Origin of the sequence: Bittarella massiliensis (ex Durand et al. 2017) (genome assembly GCF_001486165.1) — a bacterium.
Taxonomy (GTDB): domain Bacteria; phylum Bacillota; class Clostridia; order Oscillospirales; family Ruminococcaceae; genus Bittarella; species Bittarella massiliensis.
Map to the genome: position 1 here is coordinate 61134 of NZ_LN908975.1, position 26712 is coordinate 87845.

General features: G+C 62.1%; 19 protein-coding genes. 4 read left to right on the plus strand and 15 right to left on the minus strand.

What is annotated here, in order from left to right; all coding sequences use genetic code 11:
- Nucleotides 1-254: 254 nt before the first annotated feature.
- Both BN3266_RS00710 and BN3266_RS00715 read right to left on the minus strand, forming a co-directional pair.
- Nucleotides 255-809, minus strand: a complete 555-nt coding sequence (locus BN3266_RS00710) for a hypothetical protein (protein ID WP_059003004.1) — start codon at nucleotides 807-809, stop codon at nucleotides 255-257.
- 311 nt (nucleotides 810-1120) lie between these two features.
- Nucleotides 1121-2041, minus strand: coding sequence for a carbohydrate kinase family protein (locus BN3266_RS00715; RefSeq protein WP_059003006.1), 921 nt, complete (start codon nucleotides 2039-2041; stop codon nucleotides 1121-1123).
- 491 nt (nucleotides 2042-2532) lie between these two features.
- Between BN3266_RS00715 and BN3266_RS00720 the strand changes: the two genes are divergently transcribed.
- From BN3266_RS00720 to BN3266_RS00730, 3 genes are all read left to right on the plus strand, one after another.
- Entirely contained in the window at nucleotides 2533-3462 is a 930-nt protein-coding gene (locus tag BN3266_RS00720; RefSeq protein WP_059003009.1) for a DUF1848 domain-containing protein, read from the plus strand.
- Nucleotides 3463-3726: 264 nt separating this feature from the next.
- Complete coding sequence (locus tag BN3266_RS00725; protein ID WP_059003011.1) at nucleotides 3727-4677, plus strand: nucleoside hydrolase; 951 nt, start codon at nucleotides 3727-3729, stop codon at nucleotides 4675-4677.
- Nucleotides 4678-4695: 18 nt separating this feature from the next.
- On the plus strand, nucleotides 4696-5640 hold the full coding sequence (locus BN3266_RS00730; RefSeq protein WP_059003013.1) for a nucleoside hydrolase: 945 nt from the start codon (nucleotides 4696-4698) through the stop codon (nucleotides 5638-5640).
- 81 nt (nucleotides 5641-5721) lie between these two features.
- On the opposite strand, the gene BN3266_RS00735 is transcribed toward BN3266_RS00730, so the two are convergent.
- The 12 genes from BN3266_RS00735 to nifJ (BN3266_RS00785) all read right to left on the minus strand — a co-directional run bounded on the left by BN3266_RS00735 (nucleotide 5722) and on the right by nifJ (BN3266_RS00785) (nucleotide 21580).
- Nucleotides 5722-6072: a DsrE family protein gene (locus BN3266_RS00735; protein WP_021660098.1), complete on the minus strand. Its 351-nt coding sequence runs from the start codon at nucleotides 6070-6072 to the stop codon at nucleotides 5722-5724.
- A gap of 659 nt (nucleotides 6073-6731) precedes the next feature.
- Nucleotides 6732-7169, minus strand: a complete 438-nt coding sequence (locus tag BN3266_RS00740; RefSeq protein ID WP_059003017.1) for a MarR family winged helix-turn-helix transcriptional regulator — start codon at nucleotides 7167-7169, stop codon at nucleotides 6732-6734.
- Entirely contained in the window at nucleotides 7159-8562 is a 1404-nt protein-coding gene (locus BN3266_RS00745; RefSeq protein ID WP_059003019.1) for an MATE family efflux transporter, read from the minus strand. The genes BN3266_RS00740 and BN3266_RS00745 overlap by 11 nt, the downstream gene beginning before the upstream one ends.
- On the minus strand, nucleotides 8555-9187 hold the full coding sequence (locus BN3266_RS00750) for a TetR/AcrR family transcriptional regulator (RefSeq protein WP_059003021.1): 633 nt from the start codon (nucleotides 9185-9187) through the stop codon (nucleotides 8555-8557). The genes BN3266_RS00745 and BN3266_RS00750 overlap by 8 nt, the downstream gene beginning before the upstream one ends.
- A gap of 148 nt (nucleotides 9188-9335) precedes the next feature.
- Nucleotides 9336-11639 (minus strand): vitamin B12-dependent ribonucleotide reductase, encoded by a 2304-nt coding sequence (locus BN3266_RS00755; RefSeq protein ID WP_059003024.1) that lies wholly within the window; start codon nucleotides 11637-11639, stop codon nucleotides 9336-9338.
- A gap of 579 nt (nucleotides 11640-12218) precedes the next feature.
- Nucleotides 12219-13613 (minus strand): NADPH-dependent glutamate synthase, encoded by a 1395-nt coding sequence (gltA, locus tag BN3266_RS00760; RefSeq protein ID WP_044992921.1) that lies wholly within the window; start codon nucleotides 13611-13613, stop codon nucleotides 12219-12221.
- A 2-nt stretch (nucleotides 13614-13615) separates the two neighbouring features.
- The gene (locus tag BN3266_RS00765; protein WP_021660107.1) at nucleotides 13616-14458 is read right to left on the minus strand and encodes a sulfide/dihydroorotate dehydrogenase-like FAD/NAD-binding protein; all 843 of its coding nucleotides are present in this window, start codon (nucleotides 14456-14458) and stop codon (nucleotides 13616-13618) included.
- Nucleotides 14459-14670: 212 nt separating this feature from the next.
- Complete coding sequence (locus tag BN3266_RS00770) at nucleotides 14671-15861, minus strand: iron-containing alcohol dehydrogenase (protein ID WP_021660109.1); 1191 nt, start codon at nucleotides 15859-15861, stop codon at nucleotides 14671-14673.
- Between the two features lie 232 nt (nucleotides 15862-16093).
- A complete protein-coding gene (locus BN3266_RS00775) occupies nucleotides 16094-17026 on the minus strand; it encodes a LysR family transcriptional regulator (RefSeq protein ID WP_075109631.1) in 933 nt (310 codons plus the stop codon).
- 162 nt (nucleotides 17027-17188) lie between these two features.
- A complete protein-coding gene (locus BN3266_RS00780) occupies nucleotides 17189-17419 on the minus strand; it encodes a DUF6514 family protein (protein ID WP_044992923.1) in 231 nt (76 codons plus the stop codon).
- Complete coding sequence (locus tag BN3266_RS14485) at nucleotides 17376-17633, minus strand: helix-turn-helix domain-containing protein (RefSeq protein WP_021660113.1); 258 nt, start codon at nucleotides 17631-17633, stop codon at nucleotides 17376-17378. Before BN3266_RS14485 ends, BN3266_RS00780 begins: the two co-directional genes overlap by 44 nt.
- A gap of 401 nt (nucleotides 17634-18034) precedes the next feature.
- The gene (gene nifJ / locus BN3266_RS00785; RefSeq protein WP_059003029.1) at nucleotides 18035-21580 is read right to left on the minus strand and encodes a pyruvate:ferredoxin (flavodoxin) oxidoreductase; all 3546 of its coding nucleotides are present in this window, start codon (nucleotides 21578-21580) and stop codon (nucleotides 18035-18037) included.
- 671 nt (nucleotides 21581-22251) lie between these two features.
- Between nifJ (BN3266_RS00785) and BN3266_RS00790 the strand changes: the two genes are divergently transcribed.
- The gene (locus BN3266_RS00790) at nucleotides 22252-22773 is read left to right on the plus strand and encodes a YcxB family protein (RefSeq protein ID WP_059003031.1); all 522 of its coding nucleotides are present in this window, start codon (nucleotides 22252-22254) and stop codon (nucleotides 22771-22773) included.
- Nucleotides 22774-22861: 88 nt separating this feature from the next.
- On the opposite strand, the gene nifJ (BN3266_RS00795) is transcribed toward BN3266_RS00790, so the two are convergent.
- Entirely contained in the window at nucleotides 22862-26407 is a 3546-nt protein-coding gene (gene nifJ / locus BN3266_RS00795) for a pyruvate:ferredoxin (flavodoxin) oxidoreductase (RefSeq protein ID WP_044991972.1), read from the minus strand.
- Nucleotides 26408-26712 lie beyond the last annotated feature (305 nt).

Below are 26712 nucleotides of genomic sequence, written 5' to 3' on the forward strand. Positions count from 1 at the left end.
CTCTCCTTTCGGGGGTCTCCCCCGGTCATTTTCTACCAATGAATATAGTATCACAACTGAACGGTTTTCGCCATCCAAAACGCCCCTCTTTTGTCGGGTCGCGGGCAGAGGGCGGCGGTTTGGCGCAGCCCTTCCCTTGCGGGCGAAACCGAAGGATAGACACAAAAAAAGAGGGCAAACGGCAAAAACCGACCCTCTTTTCAATACAAATAGTAATATTACACTTGATTTATACTAATATTGAGAACAAAGGCCTACCGGTAGGCCCCCGGATCCCCCACCAACACGGCGGTAAAGTGTTCGTCCCGGTACCAGGAGTAGGACATCTTGTGCAGCGAGTAGGAGGAGGTGTCGGCCCCCTGGTCGTTTTTCTTGATGGAGGACTCGTCGGTCAGGTTGTACCAGACCGAATCCAGGTCGCCGGCGGACAGCTCCACATCGGCGCAGAGGAACATGGCGTCCACCCAGGGGCGCATCTCCTCATCGCGCACAGAGCCGGTGTCCCACTGAAACTGGGCGGCCTTCAGGTAGCCCTTGTCGTTTTGCTCCACCCGCATCATCAACTGCCCCTCGCCGGCGGCAAACTTGGCGTTCCAGGTGTTTTCAGAAAAGGTCATGGCCTCCCAGTCAGCTTCCAGCCCCGCCTCTTGGCAGGCGCTCTGGTAGCGCTCCATCAGCTCGGCGGCGCCAATTTTTTTGCTGTGGCCCCGGCCGTTGAGAAAGTAGTTGACCACCCCCACCAGCAGCACCGCCGCGCAGCAGAGCAGCACAATATTAAACAGCTTGCGCTTGGGACTTTGTTCGCTCATCTTTTCCCTCTCCTTCTTCAGCCGGCCGCCGGCTGGACGCGGCGGGCCCCCGCAGGCGCAGGGGGCACATGGGCCCGCGCACCTGCCGCCCCGCCAAGCCCCGCCGGTGCGATCGCCGGGCGCGCCATGGTACTTGGTCATGGGGCAGACAGCACTTTCACATCTGCCTGGCCGCCCCCGGTATAATGACCGCATTGCGGCTATTATACCATGGTTTCCAGCCGAGAAAAAGGCCTCTCCCCCTGTCTGCGGGCGCAAAAAGGGCGGCTGGCCAAACAGGCCGCCGCCCTCTCTCGGGTGCAAAAAAAGTTCTATTTGGCCCGCAGTTCGGCGCAGGTCTTTTCCGCCAGGGCCAGGGCGTCGGCGGTCACCTCGGGGGTGAAGTGGGGATAGGGGCCGTACTGCAGCAGGTTGTACCCTGCGGCGATGTTGGCCATCACCGCCACCATCAGGTTGTCATACCCCTCAAAATAGGCGTACATGGCCGCCGCAGTGGAGCAGTTTCCGCAGCCGGTCTGGTCCACGAATTCGCCGATGTCGATGCTGGGGGCAAAGGCGTACTCTCCCCCCGACACCATGTATGAGCCCTTGGAGCCCACCCGGTAGAAACAGGGCTTGCCGTACTCCAACAGCTTTTCGAGCACCGCCTCTTCGCTGTCCACCCCGAAAAAGGCGAAGGACTCGGGCCGGTTCATGGTGTACATATCCACCTTGTCAATGATTTTCCAGGTCTTTTCCCGCACCTCTGGGTCCACCAGGCATTTGGTGGGGGGCTCCCACAGGATCTGGCAACCGGTTGCCCGCACCTCGTCCACCCGCCGCCAGAAGGGCTCCTTCTCGTGGCTGTCGATGTACATGGCCTTGGCCCCTTGGCAGACGGCCAGCACCTGGTCGGCATTGATCCAGGTGGCCTCGCGGTTGCGGGCCTCAAACTCCGGCCCGTAGATGGAGTACTCGTAATAGGTGCCGTCCGGGTGGTACTTGACAATGTTGTAGTGGGTGTGTTCGAGCACCTTGCTCATCCCGTCCAGCTTCATGTTGTTGCGGGCCATCCACTCGCCGTAGTACTCCTCAAAATCGTCCCCCACGTTGGAGACGTAGAGCACGTCGTCGGTGTAGGTGCGCACCCCCTCCAGCGAGAAGATGGCGCCTCCCAGGTGGCAATCGCTCTTGGTGCCGTCGGCAAAGACCACGTCGTTGGTAATGGTCATTCCCGCCACAATGTATTTCACAGCCGCTCCTCCTTTGCAACAGGTTTTCGTACACCCCCACTATACCAGCAGGGCCGCGGCCTTTTCAAGAGCCGCGGCCCACATTGTAGGGTTGCCGGAAATGAACCCCTATCTCTGGGTGTTTTGCACAAAGAGGGGGGGATTTCAAAGGGGAAGGAGATGAAAAAAGGGGGCTCATGCCCGAAGATGGCGGGTGCACGGAGCGCAGTTTGTGCGGTTGGCCCTGAAGATAAGTCGCTGGGTGAGGGGGCCAGTCTCCCCTTTGACAAAGGCCGCCGCTTTTTGGCGGCATACGGATCGATCCGTTATCTGTCTAAAAAAGGTACCCCTCTCTTTTTCTAAAAAATCTCTCTATTCCCCCTCTTTTCTGGCAAAATCGCTGGCGCAAGCCCCCTCTTTTGCGGTACAATAAAAGCAAGAAAAAACAGAAATTTTGCCGCCGCTGAGGGGGAGTTGCTCCCTTTCGGACAGCCGTCAGGAGGTGCAGAGCCGTGATCGTCAGCGCCAGCCGCCGCACCGATATCCCCTGCTATTACAGCCGCTGGTTCATCAACCGCATCAAGGCCGGTTCGGTCTGGGTGAGAAACCCCTTTCACCCCCGCCAGATCAGCGAGATCTCCCTCTCCCCCCAGGTGGTGGACGGGGTGGTGTTTTGGAGCAAAAATCCCGCTCCCCTTCTCCCCCTGCTGGGGCAGGTCCCCTATCCATTCTATTTTCAGTTCACCCTCACCCCCTACGGCAGGGATCTGGAACCCGGCCTCCCCGAAAAGCGGCAGCTCATCGACCTGTTTTGGCAGCTCTCCCGGGCCACCTCCCCCAAACAGGTAGTCTGGCGCTACGACCCCATCCTCATCAGCCCCACCTACACGGTGGAGTACCACCTGCGCTCCTTTGACGCCATGGCCCACCGGCTGGCCGGGGCTGCCGACAGCTGCGTCATCAGCTTTCTCGATTCCTATCAAAAGACCGGCCGCACCGGCCGCGACCTGGGACTGCGGGCCCCCAACCGGGCCGAGATCGAGCGGCTGGCCCCCGCCTTTTCGGAGACGGCCGCGGCCTGCGGCTTTGGCCTCGCCACCTGCTGCGAGAGTGTCGACCTCTCTTCCTGGGGCATCTCCCACGGCCGCTGTGTAGACGCGGGACGGCTGGCCGCCATCTCCGGCATCCCCCTGCGCCACCTGCCCGACCGGGGGCAGCGCCCCGGCTGCGGTTGCTGTGAGAGCGTGGATGTGGGCGTCTACGACAGCTGCCTGAACGGTTGCCGCTACTGTTACGCCGGCGGTGGCGGGCAGTCGGCCCTGCGCCGGCATGAGCGCTACGACGAGTACAGCCCCCTGCTCTGCTCCTCCCTCTCCCCGGGCGACCAGGTCGCCAAGCGGGAGGCGGTTTCGCTGGTGGACGACCAGCTGCGGTTTTTCTGATACCTGTGCCCGGGCATTTGGCGCGCCCTTTTTCTTTCTTCAAACAAACCAGGCCGGCCCATCGGGCCGGCCTTCTCTGTATTTCGTTCGCTTTTTCACAGTAATAGGATAAAATTTCGCCCCTGGAAATTGTTCACATCTCACAGAAAAAGGGGGAAAACTTCTATTTGCCAACCCCTCTGGGGTAGGGTACAATGATTTTGTAATATGCGGATTTATGTGCAAAACGCCGTATCAAAATAGAAGATGGAGGTATCCGAAGTCATGGAAAACACCAAGAAAATCCCCATTATCATCGACTGTGACCCCGGCATTGACGACGCCATTGCCATCATGCTGGCCCACTCCACCCAGAAATTCGACATCCTGGGCATCACCCCGGTGGCCGGCAACGTTGAGGCCAAACACACCCGGCGCAACGCCCGCGATTTGTCCGAGTATCTGGGCATCAACTGCCCGGTGGCCTACGGGGCCGAGAAGCCCCTCCTCTCCTACGACATCTACCGCCCCGCCTCCGGCACTCACGGCGTCAACGGCCTGGGCCCGGTCACCCTGCCCCCGGCCAAAAACCCCGTCTACCCCAAGCCCGCCTGGGACTTTATCTATGAAAAGGCAGTCGAGTGCGAGGGCGAACTGGTCATTGTCGCCACCGGCCCCCTGACCAACATCGCCATCGCCCTTCTCAAATACCCCGAGCTGCCCAAGATGATCAAAGGCTTTTACATCATGGGTGGGTCCACCACCACCGGCAACGCCAACCCCACCGCCGAGTTCAACATCCTGGTGGATGTGCACGCCGCCGACATCGTCTTTAAATCCGGCCTGCTGGTGAACATGGCCGGCCTCAACGTCACCCTCAAAACCGGCCTGCCCCTGGACTTTCTGGCCGAGCTCTCCCAGATGGAGAGCCGGGTCAGTGACGTGCTCGCCGGGCTGGTGGAGGGCTATAAGGACGTCAAGCCCGACCGCAACGGCAAACTCTCCAGTATCATCCACGACGCCATCCCCTTCCTGATGCTCATCGACCTCGACATGGTCACCTACAAGCCCTGCCACATCGACATGGAGTGCCAGAGCAAGATGGGCGGCTACGGCGCCACCCTGCCCAACTACGTCATCAGCGAAGAGGCCCCCCACAACTGCAACGACATCCAGGACGTGGATATGGAGAAGTACATGCAGCTGTGCGTGGACATGGTCAAATTCTACAAATAAACGGGAGGGAAAACGAACATGAGCAAGATTCCTGTCATCATTGATTGCGATCCGGGCCACGACGACTTTATCGCCCTGGCCCTGGCCCTGGCCAGCGACAAGCTGGACGTCAAGGGCATTGTCACCGTCGCCGGCAACCAGACGCTGGAGAAGGTCACCGTCAACGCCCTCAAGGCCGTTGAGCTGATGGGCCGCACCGACGTGCCGGTGGTCGCCGGCAGCGCCAAACCCATGCGCAAGGCCCATGTACCGGTGCCCCAGGTGCACGGCGAGTCGGGGCTCGACGGCCCCTCTCTCCCCGCCCCCACCACCCAGGTGCTGGACAAAAACTTCGTCGATTTCTACGCCGACATCCTGCGCGAGAGCAGCGAGAAGGTCACCATCCTCGCCGTCGGCCCCCTGACCAACATCGCCACCCTCTTCTACTGCCATCCCGAACTGGTGGAAAAGGTGGCCGCCATCAACGTCATGGGCGGGGCCAACCGCGCCGTCGACTTTAAGGACTACCCCTGCAAGGGGGCCGAGTTCAACATCTGGCAGGACGCTGAGAGCGCCCACTATGTCTTTGATTTAGACGTGCCGGTGACCATGTTTGGCCTGGACATGACCTACCAGACCTGTGTCACCCCGGCCGAGTTTGAGCGCTTTGCCGCCGAGGGCGGCAAGGTGGGGAAGGTGGTCTCCGAGCTGTTGACCTTCTTCTACCGCTGCCAGGAGAAAAACGGCATGAAGGCCTGCCCCATCCACGACGCCTGCCCGGTGGCCTACACCATCGCCCCCAAGATGTTCCAGGTGGAGCACCGCGACATCACCGTCGAGTACGAGGGCGAACACACCTACGGCTTTACCTATGTGGACATGCGGATCTACAAGGAGCCCAGCAAGAAAAACTACTGGTGTGTCTCCACCGACCGCGACGCCTTTGTCGAGATGCTCATCAAGGCCTGCAAGTCCTACGACTAGGCGGGGCGATCCGCTGCCTCTAAAAAGAAAAAAGAGAGCCGCCGGACGGAAGCCCGGCGGCTCTCTGCTGCTTTTTATACACTAGGGGCGAATGTAGGCGTACCCCTCGCCCTGTCTGCGGGTCAGCTCCAGAGCGGTCGCCAGCACCACCACCGCATAGGAGGGGATGTCCTTGACCCCCAGCCCCAGATGATTGAGGGTGTTTTGGCTGACCGCCACATTGACCCCTCGCTTCACCAGGTCCTGCAGGGCGGCCCGCACCGGTTCCCCTGTCTCGTCGTGCAGGTTCAGCGGGTTGACCGCCGGCCCGTTGACCATGAATTCAATGACGATGTCGGTCTTGGTGTCCCTCCCGTAGTTGAGCATGTGAATGGCGTTTTTGATCGCCAGTTCCCACTTGGACGAGTCGCTCACATGAAAAATCGTGCGCATACTTTCCTCCTGACCCAATCGGTGGATGGCTTCTATCTTTAAGATATATGAACAATATGTCTATATTTAATTTTAATAGTGAACAATATACAAACACTATTTTTGTTGTCTTGCTTTTCAACAGGGTTTTCCACAGATGTTGAAAACTGCCCTGTTGGGTATTTGGGGAAAGAGGAAAAAAGGCGAAAAAGCCCATAAAAAAGCGTTTTGACAGCGCAGTGAGTCGAAAAAAGAGAGGCCGAGATGGGGGAGACAAAAAAGAAATCCACAGCAGCTATGTGGAAAAGGTTGAAAACTTGGCATTCTTTGTCCAATTATCTGAAAAAATCGCCCGGCCTCCGCCAAAAAAGCCGTCTTCCGGTTGGAAGGCGGCTTTTTTTGATAGATTTGATACCCAAAATCCTCCGTTTTGTCAGAAGGGGGCAAATCGCCTTGGCATGGTCCCCCTAAAAGGGATGGCTTGAGGGCGCAAAAGAAAGGCGGTTTTTGGGTATAGGGGATGCGAAATGGCCTCTCAAATCGCCGATCTACCGGTGGCAGTGCGTGTGGTGCGGCCGCAAACCGTCGATGCCCTTTGAGGGGGAAGTCTGTATGACGCTCTTTTCAGGCCGGTGGATACGGTCCGTTTTCTGGTGGCTTGATTTTGCGGGGCGGGCCCCTCATTGCGGTGGCAAAGGATCCCTCTCCGCATTTTTCTGAATTTTTTGCAGGATGGCGTACAGTTCCCGCCGCTCTTCTGCAGGGATGCCCGTCAGCGCAGAGCGCCAAAAAGCGGTCTTGCAGTCGCCCAGGGGGGAGGCCAGCGCCCTGCCCTGCGGGGTGAGGCAGAGGTGGACGAGGCGGCGGTTCTGCGGGTCCCGCACCCGCTGCAGGTAGCCGCGCCCCTCCAGAGAGTCCACCACGGCGGAGACGCGGGACTTTGCCATCTGCCGGGCGCCGGAAAAGGCCGACGCGGTGTCCGCCACCGGCTCCGCGGCGAGGAAGAGGAGCAGTTCGATTTCCGACTGCGAGAGCCCTGTCTCTTCCCGCAGGGCGGCAAAGTGCTGCCGGTAGTGGCGGCAGAGGGTCTGCCGAAAGGAGAGGTAATCAAACGCCACGGCGCTCCCCCTCCCCCTGCACGGCGGTCTGGGCGGCGGCCATCCGGCGGCTGGCGGTTTTTCGCAGGGGGCGGATGGAAAACAGGCAGACGGCGATGGTCAGCAGGTCGGCCGCGGGCTGGGACAGGTAGATGCCCACCACCCCCAGGACCTGGGGCAACAGCAGGATAAAGGGCAGGTAGAACAGCCCCTGGCGGATGAGGGAGAGAAAGAGGCCGTACCGGGCGGCGCCGATGGTCTGGTAGGTGATCGTCATCATGTAGCACAGGCCGAAAGCGGGGTAGAGCGCCACCTGTGAAATCAGCAGGTTGGCCCCGTAGTGGATGACGGCGGCGTTGCCGTTGAAGAGGGAGATCAGCGGCCGCGCCAGAAGGATGAAGACCACTTCGACGAGCAGGGTCAGCAGGAGCGAGGAGCGCAGGGCAAAGCGCACCGAGGTGTGAAACCGGTCCTCGTCCCTGGCGCCAAAGGCGTAGGAGGCCACCGGTTGATACCCCTGCATAAAGCCCATGATCACATAGCAGCCGATCAGCACCAGCCGCTGCACCACCCCGTAGGCGGCGATGATCAGGTCTGCGTCGGGCAGCGACTTGGCGGCGATGTTGGTGAGGGAGGTGGCCAGGGCCAGACAGAGTTGAATGACCGCCGAGGGCACCCCGATGAGAGTCACCGTCCTGAGGAGGTTCCAAGAGGGATGGAAAAACGCGGGCTTGATTTTGACGGCAGAGCGACCGCTGGCAAAGAACCAGCCCAGAATGGCAAAGGTGACGAACTGCGAGACGGTGGTGGCCAGGGAGGCCCCGCCGACCCCCAGCCCCAGCCCCCAATCAAACATAAAGATGGGGTCGAGAACGACGTTGAGGGCCGCACCGACGATGACGGCGATGGAGGAGATCTTGACCGATGACTCCGCCCGCGCCACACAGTTCATGCTCTGGGCGGGAAGGTTGAAGAGGGCGGCGATAAACATCCAAAAGGCGTACTCTTTGGCCTGCGGCATCACTGCGGCGGAGGCGCCGAAGGAGCGCAGCAGCGGCTCCATAAAGAGGAGGCCGCCGAGACAGAGAAGGGCGCCGATCCCCAGGGACAGCCCCACCACCGTGGTCGCGGTGACGTTGGCCCCCCGGCTGTCTTTGGCCCCCAGTTGCCGGCCGACCAAGACCGCGGCGCCGGCGGCAAAGATATTTTCCACCGACACCATGATCAGCAGCAGGGGCAGGGTGACCCCCACCGCCGCCAGGGCGAGGTCGGAGTGGAGCATGCCGATGTAGGCGGTGTCCACAATGTTGTAGACGGCCTTGGCCAACAGGGCCAGGGTGGCGGGGACGGCCAATTTGACAATGGCCTTTGAGGGGGCCATCTCCCCCAGAACGGATGGATTTGTCTCACGCATGGGTATGCCCCTCCTCACCTGGCTCGATTACGCCGTACAAAAGGGTCAAGACGGCCCTCTGGCAGAACTGCTCCCTGGCCTGCAGGTCAAAGTCCGGCCCCCCGGACATCTGAAAGCGGGCATTGATGAAGTCCTGGTAGAGGCGGAACGTCTCGATCACCTCGGACCGGCTCACCTCTCCCCGCAGGGTGACCTGGGAGAGGAGGGCGTCCAAAACTTCGATGTTGAAGCGGTCAAAATCCGACCGGGCCTCCTCGATGGCTGGACGCAGGTGCTCCGGCGGGGCGATCACCGCCTCGCAAAAGATCCTTTGCTGTTCTGGATGTTCTTCAAAATAGGCCAGCCGGGCGGAAAAATACCGGTTGAGCTGCTGGGGGATGTCCCCCGTCGAGGGCTGGTAGCGGCCCTGCAAAAAGGCGGTCAGCCCGTCGAAACACGCCTGTATGCAGGCCAGGTAAAGGGCGTCTTTGTCCTGAAAATAGTGGTATAAAATGCCCTTGGAAATCTCCCCCGCCGCACAGATGGCGTTGGTGGAACTGAGCCCGTACCCCTTCTCCGCGAACTCCCGCCGGGCGCTGTCCATGATTTTTTGCCGGCTGATGAGGTTCTTCTCTTCCCGTTTCATAGGCACCTCCAAAAAAATAGACCAGTTGGTTTGTTTTTATCTTAACACAAACAGACCAACTGGTCAATATTTTGTTTTGCAAAAAAGGGACGGCGGCTGGAGAAGTTGCAGCCGCCGTCCCTTGGGGACAAATTTTATTTTTTGCCGATCAACCGCATTTGGAGAAACCGCAGTTGCGGCAGGTCACGCAGCCGCCCTCGTGCTCCAGGGCACTGCCGCACTCGGGGCAGGTGCGCAGGGCGTGGGTGGGCAGGTGGTAGCCGATCCAGGCCTTTTCGGCGTGGGGGGTCTCGGTGCGCTTGGCGGGGGCCTCCGGGTGCCGGGTGGAGCTGGGGATGGTGGCCCCCTGCTCCGCGCCGCCGCTCTTCAAGAAGTCGTCCACCTTCTTGACGATCTTGGCGATGGCGTCCGGGCAGGAGGTGCAGCTCATCCCCTGCTGGCGGATGGTGGAGGGGCAGCGGATCCCCTTGAGCTGGTCGATGATCTCGTCCGCCGAGATGCCGGAGCGCAGGGCGATGGAGGTGAGGCGTGCGGTGGCCTCCGACTGGCTGGGGCAGCCCCCCGCCTTGCCGGTGTTGGTAAAGACCTCCACGATCCCCTCTTTGTCGTAGTTGACGGTGATATAGAGGTTGCCGCAGCCGATCTTCATCCGCTCGGTGAAGCCGTTGACCACCTCCGGCCGGGGCCGGGGCCCGATTTGGCGGGTGGGCAGGGCGGGGGCCTCCTCCTCTTTGGAGCCGTCGTTGACCTTGCCGATGTTGAGCACCTGGCTGTCCCGGCTGCCGTCGCGGTAGATGGTCACGCCCTTGCAGCCCAGGCGGTAGGCCAGCATGTACACCTGGGAGACGTCCTCCAAAGTGGCGGTGTGGCCGAAGTTGACCGTCTTGGAGACGGCGTTGTCGGTGTACTCCTGGAAGGCGGCCTGCATCTTTACGTGGTACTCAGGGGTCACGTCGTGGGCGCAGACAAACACCCGGCGGATGTCCTCGGGGATCTCCTCGATGTGGGCGATGGTCCCCTCTTTGGAGATGCGCCGCATCAGCTCGTCGGAGTAGAGGCCCCGCTCCTCCAGCAGCTGCTTGAGCACCGGGTTGACCTCGATGAGCTCGGTCCCGTCCATCACGTTGCGGATAAAGACGTAGGCGAAGACCGGCTCCACCCCCGAAGAGCACCCGGCGATGATGGAGAGGGTGCCGGTGGGGGCGATGGTGGTGACGGTGCCGTTGCGGCGGGCCGCCCCGTCTTTGAGGATGCTCTCCTCAAACAGGGGGAAAGCGCCCCGCTGCTGGGCCAGTTCCTCGCTGGCCTCGTGTCCCACCCGGTTGATGAAGGACATGATCTCCCGGGCGGCCGCCACCCCCTCGTCCGAGTTGTAGGAGATGCCCCGCAGCAGCAGCATGTCGGCAAATCCCATCACCCCCAGGCCGATTTTGCGGGTGGCCTTGGTGGTCTCGTCGATTTTGTCCAGGGGGTACTTGTTCACGTCGATGACATTGTCCAAAAAGTGGACGGCGGTGCGTACCGTCTTCTCCAGCTTCTCCCAGTCCACCTCGCAGCCGTTTTTGCTCTGTTTGAGCATCTTCACCAGGTTGATGGACCCCAGGTTGCAGCTCTCGTAGGGCAGCAGGGGCTGTTCGCCGCAGGGGTTGGTGCTCTCGATCGGCCCCTGGCCGGGGACCACGTTGTCCCGGTTGAGCCGGTCCAGGAAGATGATGCCGGGCTCGCCGTTTCTCCAGGCGCCCTCCACGATCTTGTCGTAGACCATCTTCGCCCCCAGGGAACCCACCACCTTTTTGGTGGAGGGATCGACCAGGTCGTACTCGCCGTCGGCGATCACCGCGGCCATGAACTCCTCGGTGATGCCCACGCTGATGTTGAAGTTGGTGATGTCGGCGTTGTTTTTCTTGCAGTCGATGAACTCCAGGATGTCCGGGTGGTCCACCCGCAAGATCCCCATGTTGGCCCCCCGCCGGGTGCCGCCCTGCTTCACCGCCTCGGTGGCCATGTTGAACACCCGCATAAAGCTGATGGGGCCGCTGGCCACCCCGCCGGTGGACTTGACGGCGCTGCCGCAGGGGCGCAGCCGGGAGAAGGAGAAGCCGGTGCCGCCGCCCGATTTGTGGATCAGGGCCGCCTGCTTCACCGCCTCAAAGATGTCCTCCATCGAGTCGGCCACCGGCAGCACAAAGCAGGCCGACAGCTGGCCCAGAGGGCGCCCGGCATTCATCAGGGTGGGGGAGTTGGGGAGGAACTCCAGGTTGGTCATCGCCTCGTAGAATTCTTTTTCCAGCGCCTCGGTGGAGGCGCCGCCGGTATAGGGCTTGTCCGCCCCGGCGATGGAACCGGCCACCCGGTGGAACAATCCCTCCACCGTCTCGGTCACCTTCCCGCTCTCGTCGCGTATCAAATACCGCCGCTCCAGGACGGTCTCTGCATTCTTTGAAACTGGCATTTCGCTTCTCTCCTCTTTCTTCGATCCGGGGCTTTGCCGCCCCGCAGAAAACCGCTGGCCGGCCATAACACCATATATTGTATCACTGCTGGGGTATAGGGGCAATATCTGTTATCGATCCAGCGGCCCGAAAAATAGAGAAGATTCTTCCCCCCTTTTGTGCAGAAGGGAAAATATCGAGTTTCCAATATTTTCTTGGCCGGTTTTGCGGGCAGACGAGGAAGGGAAAGAGAGACAGGGCCACGCTGGTTTGGGTGGGCCGGCGGCGAGGAGGGCGCAAGGGAGGGCAGAAGGGGCGGAGAGAAGCGATGGAAGGGGGTGGCGAGGAGGCGTTCCGGCAAACCCGGTCCCGCGCGGCGTGGGGGTCCCCTGAACTGCCCTCCCAACTTCTCCTGTAAATGGCTCGGAGGGGGGAGGTCGCTGGGGGAAAAGGGGCAATCTTCCGGCAGCTCCCCTCCAGCCTCTTTCCGCAAAAAGCGTCCTTCTCCTCCTCTCTGCCCCCCTTTGCGGCAAAAGAAAAGGGCGCCCCCTCCCCTCTCCCGGGAAGGCGCGCCCTCTTCTATTTCTCGCGGGAAAAACTCAGCTGTTTTTCCCCTGTATGTACTCGTCAATGGCGGTGGCGGCCTTTTTGCCCGCCCCCATGGCCAGGATGACGGTGGCTGCGCCGGTCACGGCGTCGCCCCCGGCGTAGACCCCCTCGCGGGAGGTGAGGCCGGTCTCCTCGTCGGCGATGATGCCGCCCCACCTCTGGGTCTCCAGCCCCGCGGTGGTGGATTTGATCAGCGGGTTGGGGGAGGTGCCGATGGCCATGATCACGCAGTCCACGTCCAGCACGAACTCCGAGCCCTCTTTTACCACCGGGCGGCGGCGGCCCGACTCGTCGGGCTCGCCCAGCTCCATCTCCACGCACTCGATGCCGCCCACCATCTTGTTCTCGTCGGGCAGGATCTGTACCGGGTTGCACAGCAGCTTGAAGATAATGCCCTCTTCCTTGGCGTGCTCCACCTCTTCGCGGCGGGCGGGCAGCTCCACCTCCGAGCGGCGGTAGACGATGTAGACCTCTTCGGCGCCCAGCCGCTTGGCGCAGCGGGCCGCGTCCATGGCCACGTTGCCGCCGCCCACCACGGCCACCTTTTTGGCGTGCTCGATGGGGGTGTCGGCCCCCTCTTTGTAGGCCTTCATCAGGTTGACCCGGGTCAAGAACTCGTTGGCCGAGTAGACCCCCTTGAGGTTTTCCCCGGGGATGCGCATGAACCGGGGCAGCCCCGCGCCCGAGCCGATAAAGACCGACTCGAAGCCCTGCTCGAACAGCTCGTCGATGGAGAGCACCTTGCCGATGACCATGTTGGTCTCCACCTTGCAGCCCAGGGCCTTCAGGCCGTCGATCTCCTTTTGCACGATGGCCTTGGGCAGCCGGAACTCGGGGATGCCGTAGACCAACACCCCGCCGGCCAGGTGGAGGGCCTCAAACACGGTCACGTCATAGCCCTTTTTCACCAGGTCGCCGGCGCAGGTCAGGCCCGAGGGGCCCGAGCCGATGACGGCCACCTTGTGCCCGTTGGGGGCGGGGCGCTGGGGCGCCTCGGTGCTGTGGCTGTTGTGCCAGTCGGCCACAAACCGCTCCAACCGGCCGATGGCCACCGGCTCCCCCTTGATGCCCCGCACGCATTTCCCCTCGCACTGGGTCTCCTGGGGGCAGACCCGGCCGCAGACGGCGGGGAGGGAGCTCTGCCGGGCAATCACCTGATAGGCCCCCTCAAAATCCCGCTCCTTCACCTTGTCGATGAAGGCGGGGATGTCGATGGCCACCGGGCAGCCGCCCACGCAGGGGGCGTTTTTGCAGTGCAGGCAGCGGTTTGCCTCGTCCACGGCCTGCTCCTCGGTGTAGCCCAGGGCCACCTCTAAAAAGTTTTTGTTGCGCACATCGGGCGCCTGGGAGGGCATTTCATTTTTCTTTAAAGACATATTGGGCACGGTTACTGCACCTCCTTGGCAAACAGGTTGCAGGTCTCTTCCCGGGCCTGCTTCTCAAAATCCCGGTACATGCTCGAGCGCTCGATGGCCTCGTCAAAGTCCACCAGGTGGCCGTCAAAGTCGGGGCCGTCCACGCAGGCGAACTTGGTCTCGCCGCCCACCGTCAGCCGGCAGCCGCCGCACATCCCGGTGCCGTCGATCATGATGGGGTTCATGCTCACCACCGTCTTGATGCCGTAGCCCTTGGTGAGGGCGGCGACGAACTTCATCATCACCAGGGGGCCGATGGCGATGACCTCGTCATACTGCTCCCCGCTCTCGATGAGCTCTTTCAGGGCGTCGGTCACCAGCCCCTTGCGGCCGCTGGAGCCGTCGTCGGTCATGATGACCAGCTTGTCGCTGACCGCCTCGAACTCCTCCTGCAAAATCACCAGGTCGGTGTTGCGAAAGCCCACCACCGAGTGGACTTCTGCCCCCTGCTGGTGCAGTTTCTTGGCGATCGGGTAGGCGATGGCACAGCCCACCCCGCCGCCGATGACGGCGACCTTGTGCAGCCCGTCGGTGTGGGAGGGGGTGCCCAGGGGGCCTACAAAGTCCTGCAGGCATTCGCCCTCTTCCAGGTGGTTCAGCTTTTCGGTGGTGGCCCCCACGATCTGAAAGATGATGGTGACCGTCCCCTTTTCGCGGTCGTAGTCGGCGACCGTCAGGGGGATGCGCTCCCCTTCGGCGTCCACCCGCAGGATGATGAACTGGCCCGGCTGGGCCTTTTTCGCCACCAGCGGCGCGTCGATCTCCATCCGGGTGACGGTGGGGTTGAGCACCTCTTTTTTGACAATTTTGTACATAGGTGTGTCGCTGCTCCTTTCGCAGGCCCCGGCAGTTGTCCGGGCGCGGCAGATTCGTTGGCTCTTCTCACTTCTAATACTATACACGATATCGGCGAAAAAACAAGGTGCGGCCCTCTGGGGCAGCAGCAGGCGAGGGGGACTTTTGCCAAGTCCCCCTCGCGCCAGCGCGCGCCCCGCCGGGGGGCCGCCCTTCTTCTGTGTGCAGTTTGTTAGAAGTCGATCTCCAGGTCGTAGTAGCAGGCCTTCAGCAGCTTCTCCATCTCCTCCTGGGTGGGGATGCGGGGGTTGGACCCGGTGCAGGCGTCGCTGATGGCCAGGGCCGCCACGTCGGCCAGCTTGTCGCCAAACTCCTTCTCGTCGATGATGCCACCCTCGTAGTCCTTGATGCAGGTGGGGATGTTCAGAGAGGCGTTCATGGCCTTCAGCTCGGCGATCAGGGCGTCGGTCAGGGCGCAGTCGCTCTCCCCCTGCAGGCCGATGAAGCGGGCGATCTCGGCGTAGCGGGCGCAGGCCTCGGGGTTTTTGGCGTTGTACTTGATGACCTTGGGCAGGTACATGGCGTTGGCGCAGCCGTGGACGATGTGGCCGCCGCTGTACGCTGCGCCGGTCTTGTGGGCCATGGAGTGGACGATCCCCAGCAGGGCGTTGGAGAAGGCCATCCCGGCCAGGCACTGGGCGTCGTGCATCCGGTCGCGGGCTTCCATGTCGCCGTCATAGGACTTTTTCAGATCCTCGTGGATCATCTTGATGGCGTGCAGGGCCAGGGGATCGGTGTAGTTGCAGTGCAGGGTGGAGACGTAGGCCTCAATGGCGTGGGTCATGGCGTCCATCCCGGTGTGGGCGGTCAGCTTCTGGGGCATGGTCTCGGCCAGATCCGGGTCGACGATGGCCACGTCGGGGGTGATGTTGAAGTCGGCCAGGGGGTATTTGATCCCCTTCTGGTAGTCGGTGATGACGGCGAAGGCGGTCACCTCGGTGGCGGTGCCAGAGGTGGAGGGGATGGCACAGAAATGCGCTTTCTGCCGCAGGGTGGGGAAGGAGAAGGGGGTGATCAAGTCCTCAAAGGTGGTCTCGGGGTACTCGTAAAAGGCCCACATGGCCTTGGCGGCGTCGATGGGGGAACCGCCGCCCATGGCGACGATCCAGTCGGGCTCGAACTCCTGCATCATGGCGGCGCCCTTCATCACCGTCTCCACCGAGGGGTCGGGCTCAACGCCCTCAAAGAGCTTGACCTCCATCCCGGCCTCGTTCAGGTAGGAGACCACCCTGTCCAGAAAACCGAAGCGCTTCATGGAGCCGCCGCCGACCACGACGATGGCCTTGTTTCCCTTCAGGTTTTTCAGCTCTTCCAGAGCGCCCTTTCCGTGATACAGGTCCCGGGGCAGTGTAAACCGTGCCATAAAAAATACCTCCTTGAAATAGGTGATAAAATTGGTTGGTTAAAAGCAAGAAAGCGGGGCGGTCAGGGGTGATGGCCCGCTCCCGGCCGCCCCTTTCTCGCTTCGTTAATAGTTTAACACTCCACCTCTCAAATGGGAAATGAATTCGTGGCATGGCGGTATGCCTTCCGGTGCATAGGCCCGTAGCGCAGAGAAGACCCCGTCGCACAGCGACGGGGTCTGTCCCTCTTTTTCAGTGGTATTCGGTCTCCCCCAACTCCCGGATGGTGGCGGTGAGTTTGGCGATAAAGGCCCGGTCCAGTTCGCTGAAGCGGTAGCCCTTGGCGTAGATGATCAGGTCCTTATAGCGCTCGCTCTTGCGGTGGCAGCGCCGCTGTACCAGGCGGCAGCGGGTCAGCACCTCCTGGGGGACGGGGGAGGCCCAGATATAGGAGGAGGGGACGGCCTGCAACAGGTCAAACTGGCTCCCCCGCTCGTAGAGGGCGATCCGCCGCGCGGGGAGGGGGTCGCCCTCCCTTCCCGCCGACCGAGCGGTGGTGGGGTGGCTCAAGTCCCCGTGTTCCAGCAGGATGGAGGAGGCCAGATCCCGCTCGTAGATGGTCTCCTGCCGGGCCAGCGGGTGGTCCTGGGAGAGGAGGAGCAGGGGTTCAAACTCCCAGAGGAGGTGGTGCTGCAATTCCCGCTCGTAGAGCAGGCGGAGAAAGTACTGCTCCTGCTGCGGCGAGGTGCGCAGGATGCCCAGCCGGTAGTCCCGCCCCGCCACACAGCCGACCGCGTCCAGGGACCCGGTCTCTTTAAAGTCGATCTCCATCTCCCCGGTGCTCCCCAGGGAGTGGACGAACTTGGTGAAGGCGTGGGTGACATAGCTGGCCCGGGGCACCGCCACGCTGAAGGAGATGCGCTCGGTCTCCCCCGGGCGGTAGCGGGCCTCCAACTGGTCCACCTGTTCCAAGATCGAGCGGGCCCGCTCCAAAAAATCGGCCCCCTGCTTGGTGGGGAGCAGGCCTTTGGGGGTCCGCTTGAAGATGACCATCCCCAGGTCGGCCTCCAACTTTTTCACGGCCTTGCTCAGGTTGGGTTGGGTGGTGTAGAGGTTGTCGGCCGCCTGGGTCATGGAGCCGGTCTTCTCCACCTCGAGCGCGTACCGAAGATGCAGCAGGTTCAGTCAAATCGCCCCCTTCCGGCAGATCGTCTTACCCTACCAGTATACCACAGCCGCCCCGATTTTCGCCCGCCCCAGGCCGATATTTTCCCCCGTTTTTTCCCCGCGGGGGGAAATAAAAAGCCCCCGGCAGAACCTGCCAGGGAAAGGGGAGAGACCGGCCGGTCAGGAGATGGCGTCGAGTACGACGTCATACAGATGACAGGGATACAGCTGCAACCGGGTGCAGAGCGCGGCCAACTGCTCGACAAACGCCTGCTCACAGGAGACGTCCGAGACAAAGGCCACCTCCTCACTCCCGCCGGAAGAGACCTCTAGCGCCCGGATGCCGTAGCCGGTGTAGGGACCGATTTCACAGTGTTCTAGGGTCTCTTTGACCACCGTGTACTGGAACACGCAAACCCACCTCCTCCCGGAACACCTCGACATCAAGCTGTAAGAACAGGATCAGTCGAAGCAGGATTTCGGAGCTGGGAAGGGCGATCCCCTTTTCAATTTTTTGGTACCACCGCACAGAGATGCAAACGGCCTCTGCGACCTGCGCCTGGGTGAGGCGTCGCTCGCTGCGGGCGTGCAGGATTTGGGTCGAAAAGGCAGATTTCAAAGACAAAACGACGACCTCCCCTATAAAGGAAGTTTATATTTGTTTTTCCGCCTTTACCACGAACTATGCGTTCACCTTGTAGGAAGTGCACTTTTCCCCTTTCGACCGTTTTAAGAAATGGTGTAATCTGTCTAGCAAGTTTTGTCGAATACTATCAAAATGAGCTCTGCCGCGCTTTTGATGGAAAAGAACACCCGGCTGAAAAACTCAAAGACTCCCCTTTTATTGTACTTGATAAGGGGGAAAAAAGAGACGCATTCTCAACATACAGAACAAAAAATGTCGAGATATTATCAAGAAAGAAATGGGAACAATAAATTTTTTTTATTGCTATTTAGCCCCCTTTTCTCCCTCAAAAGAAAAGGGGGCCGCACCGGTCGGCGCAGCCCCCTTTGTCGGAAAGTGGTTTAGTTTTTGGGCGCATAGAGCTCTCGCAGCCCCAGCAGGCGCCGGTATTTTTCCCCGGCCGTCGCCCCGGCCCGCTCAAACAGGGCCTCTGCCCGCTCGGGAAAGGCTTTTTGCAGGGCGGTGTAGCGGATCTCCCCCTCCAAAAAGTCGCGGTAGGTGAGGGTCGGCTCCTTGCTGTCGAGCACGAAGGGGTTTTCCCCTGCCGCCCGTCGGCGGGGGTCAAAGCGAAACAGCTGCCAGTACCCGGTCTCCACCGCCCGCTTGATTTCGCTTTGGGCGTTCACCAGCCCGCCCCTGATGCCGTGGCTGATACAGGGGGCGTAGCAGATGACCAGCGAGGGGCCGGGGTAGCTCTCCGCCTCCACCAGGGCCTTGACGCACTGGTTGTAGTCGGCCCCCATCCCCACCTGGGCCACATAGACGCTGCCGTAGCTCATGGCCATGGCCGCCAGATCCTTCTTCTGGGCCTCTTTCCCGGCGGCGGCAAACTGGGCCACCGCCCCGGTGGGGGTCGCCTTGGAGGCCTGGCCGCCGGTGTTGGAATAGACCTCGGTGTCAAAGACCAGCACGTTTACATCCGCGCCGGAGGCCAGCAGGTGGTCCAGTCCCCCGAAGCCGATGTCATAGGCCCAGCCGTCGCCGCCAAAGGCCCAGCAGGACTTTTTGCCCAGAAAATCCCCCTCGGCCAAAATGGTCTTGGCCAGTTCGCCCTCCTCCCCCAGCAGGGCCTTTTGCAGGGCGTGGGCGGCGGCCGCGTTTTCCGCCCCCTGTTCCAGGGTGGACAGGTAGTGCTCGCAGGCCTCTGCCAGCGGTCCGACGGCCTGCTGCCGCAACTGCGCGACCCGGCCGATCTGGCGGCGGCGCACCGTGTCCAGGGCCAGGTAGATGCCGTAACCGAACTCGGCATTGTCCTCAAAGAGGGAGTTGGCCCAGGCCGGGCCCCGCCCCTCCTCGGTCACGGTGTAGGGGGTGGCGGGATAGCTGCCGCCCCAGATGGAGGAGCAGCCGGTGGCGTTGGCGATCACCATCCGCTCCCCGAAGAGCTGGGTCACCAACTTGGCATAGGGGGTCTCCCCGCAGCCGCCGCAGGCCCCCGAAAACTCCAGCAGGGGGCGCCGGAACTGGCTGCCCTTGACGGTGGTGGGCTTAAACTTTTCCAGCACCTCCGGCTTGGGGGACAGCTCCTGCCCGTAGTCAAAATGGGGCTGCTTTTCCCGCTGGCTGTCCAGGGGGCGCATCACCAGCGCCTTCTCCCCCTTTTTGCCGGGGCAGACGTTGGCGCAGGAGCCGCAGCCGGTGCAGTCCAGCTGGGAGATGGTCACCGCAAAGGAGAGGCCCGGCATCCCCGTCATGGGCACCGCCTCCATCCCCTCGGGGGCCGCTTCCAGCTCCTGGGCGCTCATCACCGCCGGGCGGATGACGGCGTGGGGACAGACGTAGGAGCAGAAGTTGCACTGGATGCAGTTTTCCGGCACCCAGGTGGAGACGTCCACTGCGATCCCCCGCTTTTCAAAGGCGGCCGACCCCTGGGGCAGGGTGCCGTCCTCCCGCCCGAGAAAGGTCGACACCGGCAGGGAATCCCCCCGCTGGGCGGCAATGGGGTCTTGGATGTGGCGCAGATAGCGCTCCATCTCTGGCCCGGCGTGGTGGCTGTTTTGGTCCCGCTCCTCCCCTGTGGCCTGGGCCCAGTGGGCGGGCACCTCGACGCGGCGCACCGCAGCAAAGCCCTGGTCGATGGCCGCCTGGTTCATGGCCACCACCTGTTCCCCCTTGCGGCCGTAAGAGGCCTCGGCGGCGGCCTTCATGTAGCCGATGGCCTCCTCGGCAGGGATGATTTCGGTCAGCTTGAAAAAGGCCGCCTGCAGGATGGTGTTGATCCGCCCCCCCAGGCCGATTTCCCGGGCAATCTTCACCCCGTCGATGGTGTAGAGGGCGATGTTGTGCGCGGCCATATACCGCCGGTCGGCGGCGGGCAGGTGGCGCTCCAACTCCTCGGGGCCCCAGCTGCAGTTGAGGAGGAAGGTCCCCCCGTCGGCCAGGTCCTCCACCATGGGGTAGCGGCCCAGGTAGGCGGGGTTGTGGCAGGCCACAAAATCCGCCTTGCGCACCAGATAGGTGGACTTGATGGGCGCCTTGCCGAAGCGCAGGTTGGAGATGGTCAGCCCGCCCGACTTCTTGGAGTCGTAGCTGAAATAGGCCTGTACCCGCAGGTCGGTGTGGTCACCGATGATTTTGATGGCGTTTTTGTTGGCCCCCACCGTCCCGTCGGAGCCCAGCCCCCAGAACTTGCAGTTGACTGTTCCCTGGGGGGTGGTGTCGGGCAGTTCGATCTCCCGGAGGGAGAGGTGGGTCACGTCGTCCTCAATGCCGATGGTGAAGCGGGGCTTTTCCCCCCGCTTGCCGTTGGCGAACACGGCGGCGATCTGCCCGGGGGTGGTGTCCTTGGAGCCCAGGCCGTAGCGCCCGGAGTAAAGGGGGATGTGGGCAAAGGGGCTTTCCCGTAGGGCGGCGGCCACGTCCAGCCAGAGGGGCTCTCCCACCGAGCCGGGCTCCTTGGTGCGGTCCAGCACCGAAATGGCCTTCACCGTCTCCGGGATGGCCGCCACCAGCCGGTCGGGGCAGAAGGGGCGGTAGAGCCGCACCTTCACCACCCCGGTCTTTTCCCCCTGGGCGTTCAGATAGTCCACCGTCTCCTCGGCGGTGTCGCAGACCGACCCCATGGCAACAATGACCTGCTCGGCGTCGGGGGCGCCGTAGTAGTCAAAGAGGTGGTAATCGGTGCCCGCGGCTCGGTTGACCTTTTCCATCTGCGCCTCCACCACCTGGGGGAAGGCGTCGTAAAAGGGGTTGGACGCCTCCCTGTTTTGGAAGAAGACGTCGGGGTTCTGGGCGCTCCCCCGCAGCACCGGCCGCTCGGGGTTGAGGGCCCGGCGGCGAAAGGCGTCCACCGCCTCCCAGTCCACCATCTCCCGCAGGGTCTCCCGCTCCCAGACGGCCACCTTTTGGATTTCGTGAGAGGTGCGAAACCCGTCAAAGAAGTGGATCACCGGCACCCGCCCGGCAATGGCCGAGAGGTGGGCCACCGCCGCCAGGTCCATCACCTCCTGGGGGTTCTGGGCGCAGAGCATAGCCGCCCCGGTCTGGCGGCAGGCGTAGATGTCCGAGTGGTCGCCGAAGATGGAGAGGGCATGGCTGGCCACCGCCCGAGCAGACACGTGGATCACCCCCGGCAGCAGTTCCCCCGCCATCTTGTAGAGGTTGGGCAGCATCAGCAGCAGCCCCTGGGAGGCGGTGTAGGTGGCCGTCAGCGCCCCCGCCGCCAGGGAGCCGTGCACCGCCCCGGCGGCGCCCCCCTCTGCCTGCATTTCCACCACCCGCACCGGCTGGTCAAAAAAGTTTTCCCGCCCCTCGGCGGCCCAGCGGTCGGTCACCTCCGCCATGGGTGACGAGGGGGTGATGGGGTAGATGGCCGCCACCTCGGTAAAGGGGTAGGCCGCATAGGCCGCGGCGGTGTTCCCGTCCATGGTCATGGTTTTTCTCGCCATATTGGTTCCTCCTTTTGCGGGCCGCCCCCTTTGGGGTGCGGCTCTCTTCTAATAGGGAGGATGGCCGCTTTGCCACTCGTTCAGACCGGCGGGAAGGAAAAAACTGATACGCCTCGCCTTCCCAGGTCCTCTCCTCACTTCCTGGGCCAGCCCTTTTCTTTTGAGTCTCGCTTTCCCCCTATCCCCGGTCCATCCTTTCCCTTCCGGCCCGCTATCTTCTTTCCCGGCCTGCTGTCTTCTTCCCCGGCCTGCTGTCCTCTTCCCTGGCCCGCTGTCCTTTTCTCCGACCCGCTGTCTTCTTCCCCGGCTCGCTGTCTTCTTCCCCGGCCTGCTGTCTTCTTCCCCGGCCCGCTGTCCTCTTCCCCGGCCCGCCGCCCTCTTCGCCGGCCTGCCGACGCCCCTTCTGCGCGCTCTTTCTTTGGATACCCACCTCGCAAACGGCGGGCCCCCGCCCAAAGGAGACGAATGTCCACAGGGAAAGAGAGCTGGTGCCGATGCCTCGAAAGGAGCACATCGCCTCCCCTGACACTGTGCCATCTGAGAAAGAGGAGGGCAAAAGAGAAGGGCATCCCCCGCAAAAAATCACAGGTTCGTCACCAGGGCATTGGTGGATGTTAATATAGATGTGGTATCCTGTCTCTAAAAATACAGAACAGAGAGGGCGATGGAGAATGGTGCATTATAAGTTCTATTTTGGCGAAGAGGAAAAGGAGATTTTACAGAAAATCGTGCTGTCGAGCCGCGCCAATGTGAAAAGGCGGAGGGCTGCCTCTATCGTCAGCGCGGGGATGGCACTTTTCTGTCTTGCCGCCGCCATTTGCTTTTTTAGGAGGGGCTTCTATCCGGGGGGGATCTCAATGTCGCTGTTTGCTGCCTTCTTTTTTGCTGTACTCCTTGGCGGTGCGAAGTGGTTTCAAAAGGCGGTTCTCCAAAGGGCGATGAAGGGGATGGACAAATCTCTGTATTCGGGTGTGCGGGAGTATTTCTTCGACGGCGACGGCGTCCAAATCATATCTGAACTGGGTATGGGAAAAAACAATTGGAAAGCATTCCAATGTTGGGGGGAAATCGAACACTATCTCTATCTCAAGCGGCTGGACAACCAGGTGGTGTTGGTGGATCGGGAAAAGCTGTCGGCAGAGGAGCGCCGGGAGCTGGGGGCCCTTCTCGCCGCTGTCGCCCGGGAGCAGTGACTCCCCTCGGCCCCGCCCGCAGGCACAAAAAAAGAGAGCTGCCTCTCGGCAGCTCTCTTTTTGAGCAGTCTATGTAGCCTTGGTAAGCCTACTCGGCCTCGTACATCTTCTGCAGGTTCAGCAGGTGGTTGTACCGCTTGATGGCGTTCTCCGCGGCCTCGTCAAACAGCTTCTCGGCGCGCTCGGGGAAGGAGCGGGTCAGGGAGGAGTAACGGGCCTCGTTCATGATGAACTCCTTGTAATCGGTGGTCGGGGCCTTGCTGTCCAGGATGAAGGGGTTCTTGCCCTGCTCTTTGAGAGCGGGGTTGAAGCGGAACATGTTCCAGTAGCCGCAGTCCACGGCCTTCTTCATCTCGGCCTGGCAGTTGACCATGCCGCCCTTGATGGAGTGCATCTCGCAGGGGGCGTAGCCGATGACCAGCGAGGGGCCGGGGTAAGCCTCGGCCTCGGCCAGGGCTTTGATGGTCTGGTTCATGTCGGCGCCCATGGCGATCTGCGCCACGTAGATGTAGCCGTAGGACATGGCGATCTCCGCCAGGCTCTTCTTGGCGATGGCCTTGCCGGCAGCGGCAAACTGGGCCACCTGGCCGATCTGAGAGGCCTTGGAGGCCTGGCCGCCGGTGTTGGAGTAGACCTCGGTGTCGAACACCATGATGTTGATGTCCTCGCCGGAAGCCAGCACGTGGTCAACGCCGCCGAAGCCGATGTCGTAGGCCCAGCCGTCGCCGCCAAAGGCCCAAACCGACTTCTTGGCCAGGTACTCTTTCTTCTTCAGGATGTCCTGGCAGTCGGGGCAGGTGGGGTGTTTCTCCAGCTCGGCGATCAGGGCGGCGGTGGCGGCCTTGTTGGCCTTGCCGTTGTCCTTGCTGTCCAGGTAAGCCTTGGCAGCAGCCTTGAAGCCCTCGTCCTCGCTGTTGGCAGCCATCTCGGCGACCTTGGCGATCAGGCTCTCGCGGATGGCCTTCTGGCCCAGGTAGAGGCCAAAGCCGTGCTCGGCGTTGTCCTCAAACAGGGAGTTGGCCCAGGCGGGACCGTGCCCCTCTTTGTTCACGGTGTAGGGGGAGGTGGCAGCGGGGCCGCCCCAGATGGAGGAACAGCCGGTGGCGTTGGAGATGTACATCCGGTCGCCAAACAGCTGGGTGATCAGGCGGGCGTAAGAGGTCTCGGCACAGCCGGCGCAGGAGCCGGAGAACTCCAGCAGCGGTTTCTCGAACTGGCTGCCCTTGACGGTCTCGGCAGCGGGCATGCCCTCTTTCTTGCCGACTTTCTCCACCAGGTAGTCAAACACCGGCTGCTGGTCGATCTGGCTCTCCTGAGCGACCATGGTCAGGGCCTTCTCCTTGGCCGGGCAGACGCCGACACAGACGCCACAGCCCATGCAGTCCATGGGGGAGACGGACATGGTGAACTGGTAGTTCTCCATTCCCTTGCCGACCATCTTGGCGCTCTTGAGCCCGGCGGGAGCGGCTTTCACCTCATCCTCGTTCAGGGCGAAGGGGCGGATGGTGGCGTGGGGGCAGACATAGGCGCAGCGGTTGCACTGAATGCACTTGTCGGCATCCCACTGGGGAACGGTCACGGCCACGCCGCGTTTCTCGTAGGCGGAAGCGCCCTGCTCGAAGGTGCCGTCGGCGTGCTCCACAAAGGCGGAGACCGGCAGGCTGTCGCCGTCCATCTTGCCGACCGGCTGGAGGATGTTTTTCACCATGTTGACCAGCTTGCCGTTGGTGCCGGCGAGAACGGTCTCGTCCACCGCGTCGGCGGCGTCGGCCCAGTCGGCGGGAACGTCGATCTTCACGTAGTAGTCAAACCCGGCGTCGATGGCGTCGTGGTTCATCTTGACGATGGCCTCGCCCTTCTTGGAGAAGCTGCGGGTGGCGGCGTCCTTCATGTAGGTGATGGCGTCCTCTTTGGGCAGAACGCCGGCCAGGGCGAAGAAGGCCGACTGCAGGATGGTGTTGGTGCGCTTGCCCAGCCCGATCTCAATGGCCTTGTCGATGGCGTTGATGGTGTAGAGCTGGATGTTGTTCTTGGCGATGTAGCGCTTGGCCTCGGCGGGCATGTGCTGGTTGAGCTCGTCGAAGTCCCACTGGCAGTTGATCAGGAAGACGCCGCCGGGCTTCACGTCCCGCACCATCTTGTAGCCCTTGATGACGTAGGAGGGGTTGTGGCAGGCCACAAAGTCGGCCTTGTTGATGTAATAGGGGCTCTTGATGGGCTTGTCGCCGAAGCGAAGGTGGGAGATGGTCACACCGCCGGTCTTCTTGGAGTCGTACTGGAAGTACGCCTGCACGTATTTGTCGGTGTGGTCGCCGATGATTTTGATGGAGTTCTTGTTGGCGCCGACGGTGCCGTCGCCGCCCAGACCCCAGAACTTGCACTCGATGGTGCCCTCGGCCGCGGTGTTGGGGGCCTCGTGCTCGGGCAGGGACAGGTGGGTCACGTCGTCGTTGATGCCGATGGTGAAGCGGGCCTTGGGGGCGTCTTTGGACAGCTCCTCATAGACGGCGAAGACGCTGGCCGGGGTGGTGTCCTTGGAGCCCAGACCGTAGCGGCCGCCGACGATGGTGGCCTTGCGGCCGGCCTCGGCCATGGCGCTCATGACGTCCAGGTGCAGGGGCTCGGCGTAGGCGCCGGGCTCTTTGGTGCGGTCGAGAACGGCGATCTTGGTCGCGGTCTCGGGGATGGCGGCCAACAGGTGCTTGGCGGAGAAGGGCCGGTAGAGGCGGACCTTCACCAGGCCGACCTTCTCGCCCTTGGCGCAGAGGTAGTCGATGACCTCTTCCGCCACGTCGCAGATGGAGCCCATGGCGATGATGACGCGCTCGGCAGCGGGGTCGCCGTAGTAGTCGAACAGGTGGTAGTTGGTGCCCAGCTTCTCGTTGACCTTGCCCATGTACTCCTCGACCACCTCGGGGATGGCGTCGTAGTAGCTGTTGCAGGCCTCACGGTGCTGGAAGAAGATGTCGCCGTTCTCGTGGGAACCGCGCATGGTGGGGTGCTCGGGGTTGAGCGCCCGCTGGCGGAAGGCGGCCACGGCGTCCATGTCCACCATGTCCTTCAGGTCCTCGTAGTCCCAGATGGCGATCTTCTGGATCTCGTGGGAGGTGCGGAACCCGTCAAAGAAGTTGATGAAGGGGACCCGGCCCTTGATGGCGGCCAGATGGGCGACGGCGCCCAGATCCATGACTTCCTGGGGGTTGGTCTCAGCCAGCATGGCAAAACCGGTCTGGCGGCAGGCGTAGACGTCAGAGTGGTCGCCGAAGATGTTCAGCGCGTGGGACGCCACGGTGCGGGCAGACACGTGGAAGACGGCGGGCAGCAGCTCGCCGGCGATCTTGTACATGTTGGGGATCATCAGCAGCAGGCCCTGCGAGGCGGTGTAGGTGGTGGTCAGCGCACCCGCGTTCAGCGAGCCGTGCACGGTGCCGGAAGCGCCGGCCTCCGACTGCATCTCGACGACCTTGACGGTGTCGCCGAAGATGTTCTTCTGGCCCTGGGCAGACCACTGGTCAACGTAGTCGGCCATGGGGCTGGACGGGGTGATGGGGTAAATGCCAGCCACTTCTGTGAACGCATAGGACACATACGCGGCGGCATTGTTGCCGTCCATGGTCTTCATTTTTCTTGCCATTGTGTTTCCTCCTTTTGATTAAAGAGAACCTCTTTGCTTGCTGGGGCACGCCCGCTGGGCCGCCCGGCCCGGACAAGTGCGCAGGTGCGCTGCGCCCGGCCCTGGCCCCTCGCAAAGGCGCAAAAGAGCGCGACGAAAAGGCCGGAGAAGGCCTTCTTCTGCGGAAGCTATGGTTTTGGCGGGCAAAAGAAGGGGAATTTTCTCCCCTCTTTACTTCAAAATTCTAACACGTTTATCCCCTATTGTAAAGGAAAAGCGGGACAAATCTTCCCCCCGGCGGAAAAAGAAAATTCCACCTGTGGGGC

Excerpts from the sequence above, each read along its gene's own strand:
- BN3266_RS00790 (WP_059003031.1), top strand. The coding sequence starts at position 22,252 with ATGGTGCATTATAAGTTCTATTTTGGCGAAGAGGAAAAGGAGATTTTA.
- nifJ (WP_059003029.1), bottom strand. The coding sequence starts at position 21,580 with ATGGCGAGAAAAACCATGACCATGGACGGGAACACCGCCGCGGCCTAT.
- nifJ (WP_044991972.1), bottom strand. The coding sequence starts at position 26,407 with ATGGCAAGAAAAATGAAGACCATGGACGGCAACAATGCCGCCGCGTAT.
- BN3266_RS00750 (WP_059003021.1), bottom strand. The coding sequence starts at position 9,187 with ATGAAACGGGAAGAGAAGAACCTCATCAGCCGGCAAAAAATCATGGAC.
- BN3266_RS00745 (WP_059003019.1), bottom strand. The coding sequence starts at position 8,562 with ATGCGTGAGACAAATCCATCCGTTCTGGGGGAGATGGCCCCCTCAAAG.
- BN3266_RS00755 (WP_059003024.1), bottom strand. The coding sequence starts at position 11,639 with ATGCCAGTTTCAAAGAATGCAGAGACCGTCCTGGAGCGGCGGTATTTG.
- BN3266_RS00730 (WP_059003013.1), top strand. The coding sequence starts at position 4,696 with ATGAGCAAGATTCCTGTCATCATTGATTGCGATCCGGGCCACGACGAC.
- BN3266_RS00765 (WP_021660107.1), bottom strand. The coding sequence starts at position 14,458 with ATGTACAAAATTGTCAAAAAAGAGGTGCTCAACCCCACCGTCACCCGG.
- BN3266_RS00770 (WP_021660109.1), bottom strand. The coding sequence starts at position 15,861 with ATGGCACGGTTTACACTGCCCCGGGACCTGTATCACGGAAAGGGCGCT.
- BN3266_RS00735 (WP_021660098.1), bottom strand. The coding sequence starts at position 6,072 with ATGCGCACGATTTTTCATGTGAGCGACTCGTCCAAGTGGGAACTGGCG.
- BN3266_RS00710 (WP_059003004.1), bottom strand. The coding sequence starts at position 809 with ATGAGCGAACAAAGTCCCAAGCGCAAGCTGTTTAATATTGTGCTGCTC.
- BN3266_RS00725 (WP_059003011.1), top strand. The coding sequence starts at position 3,727 with ATGGAAAACACCAAGAAAATCCCCATTATCATCGACTGTGACCCCGGC.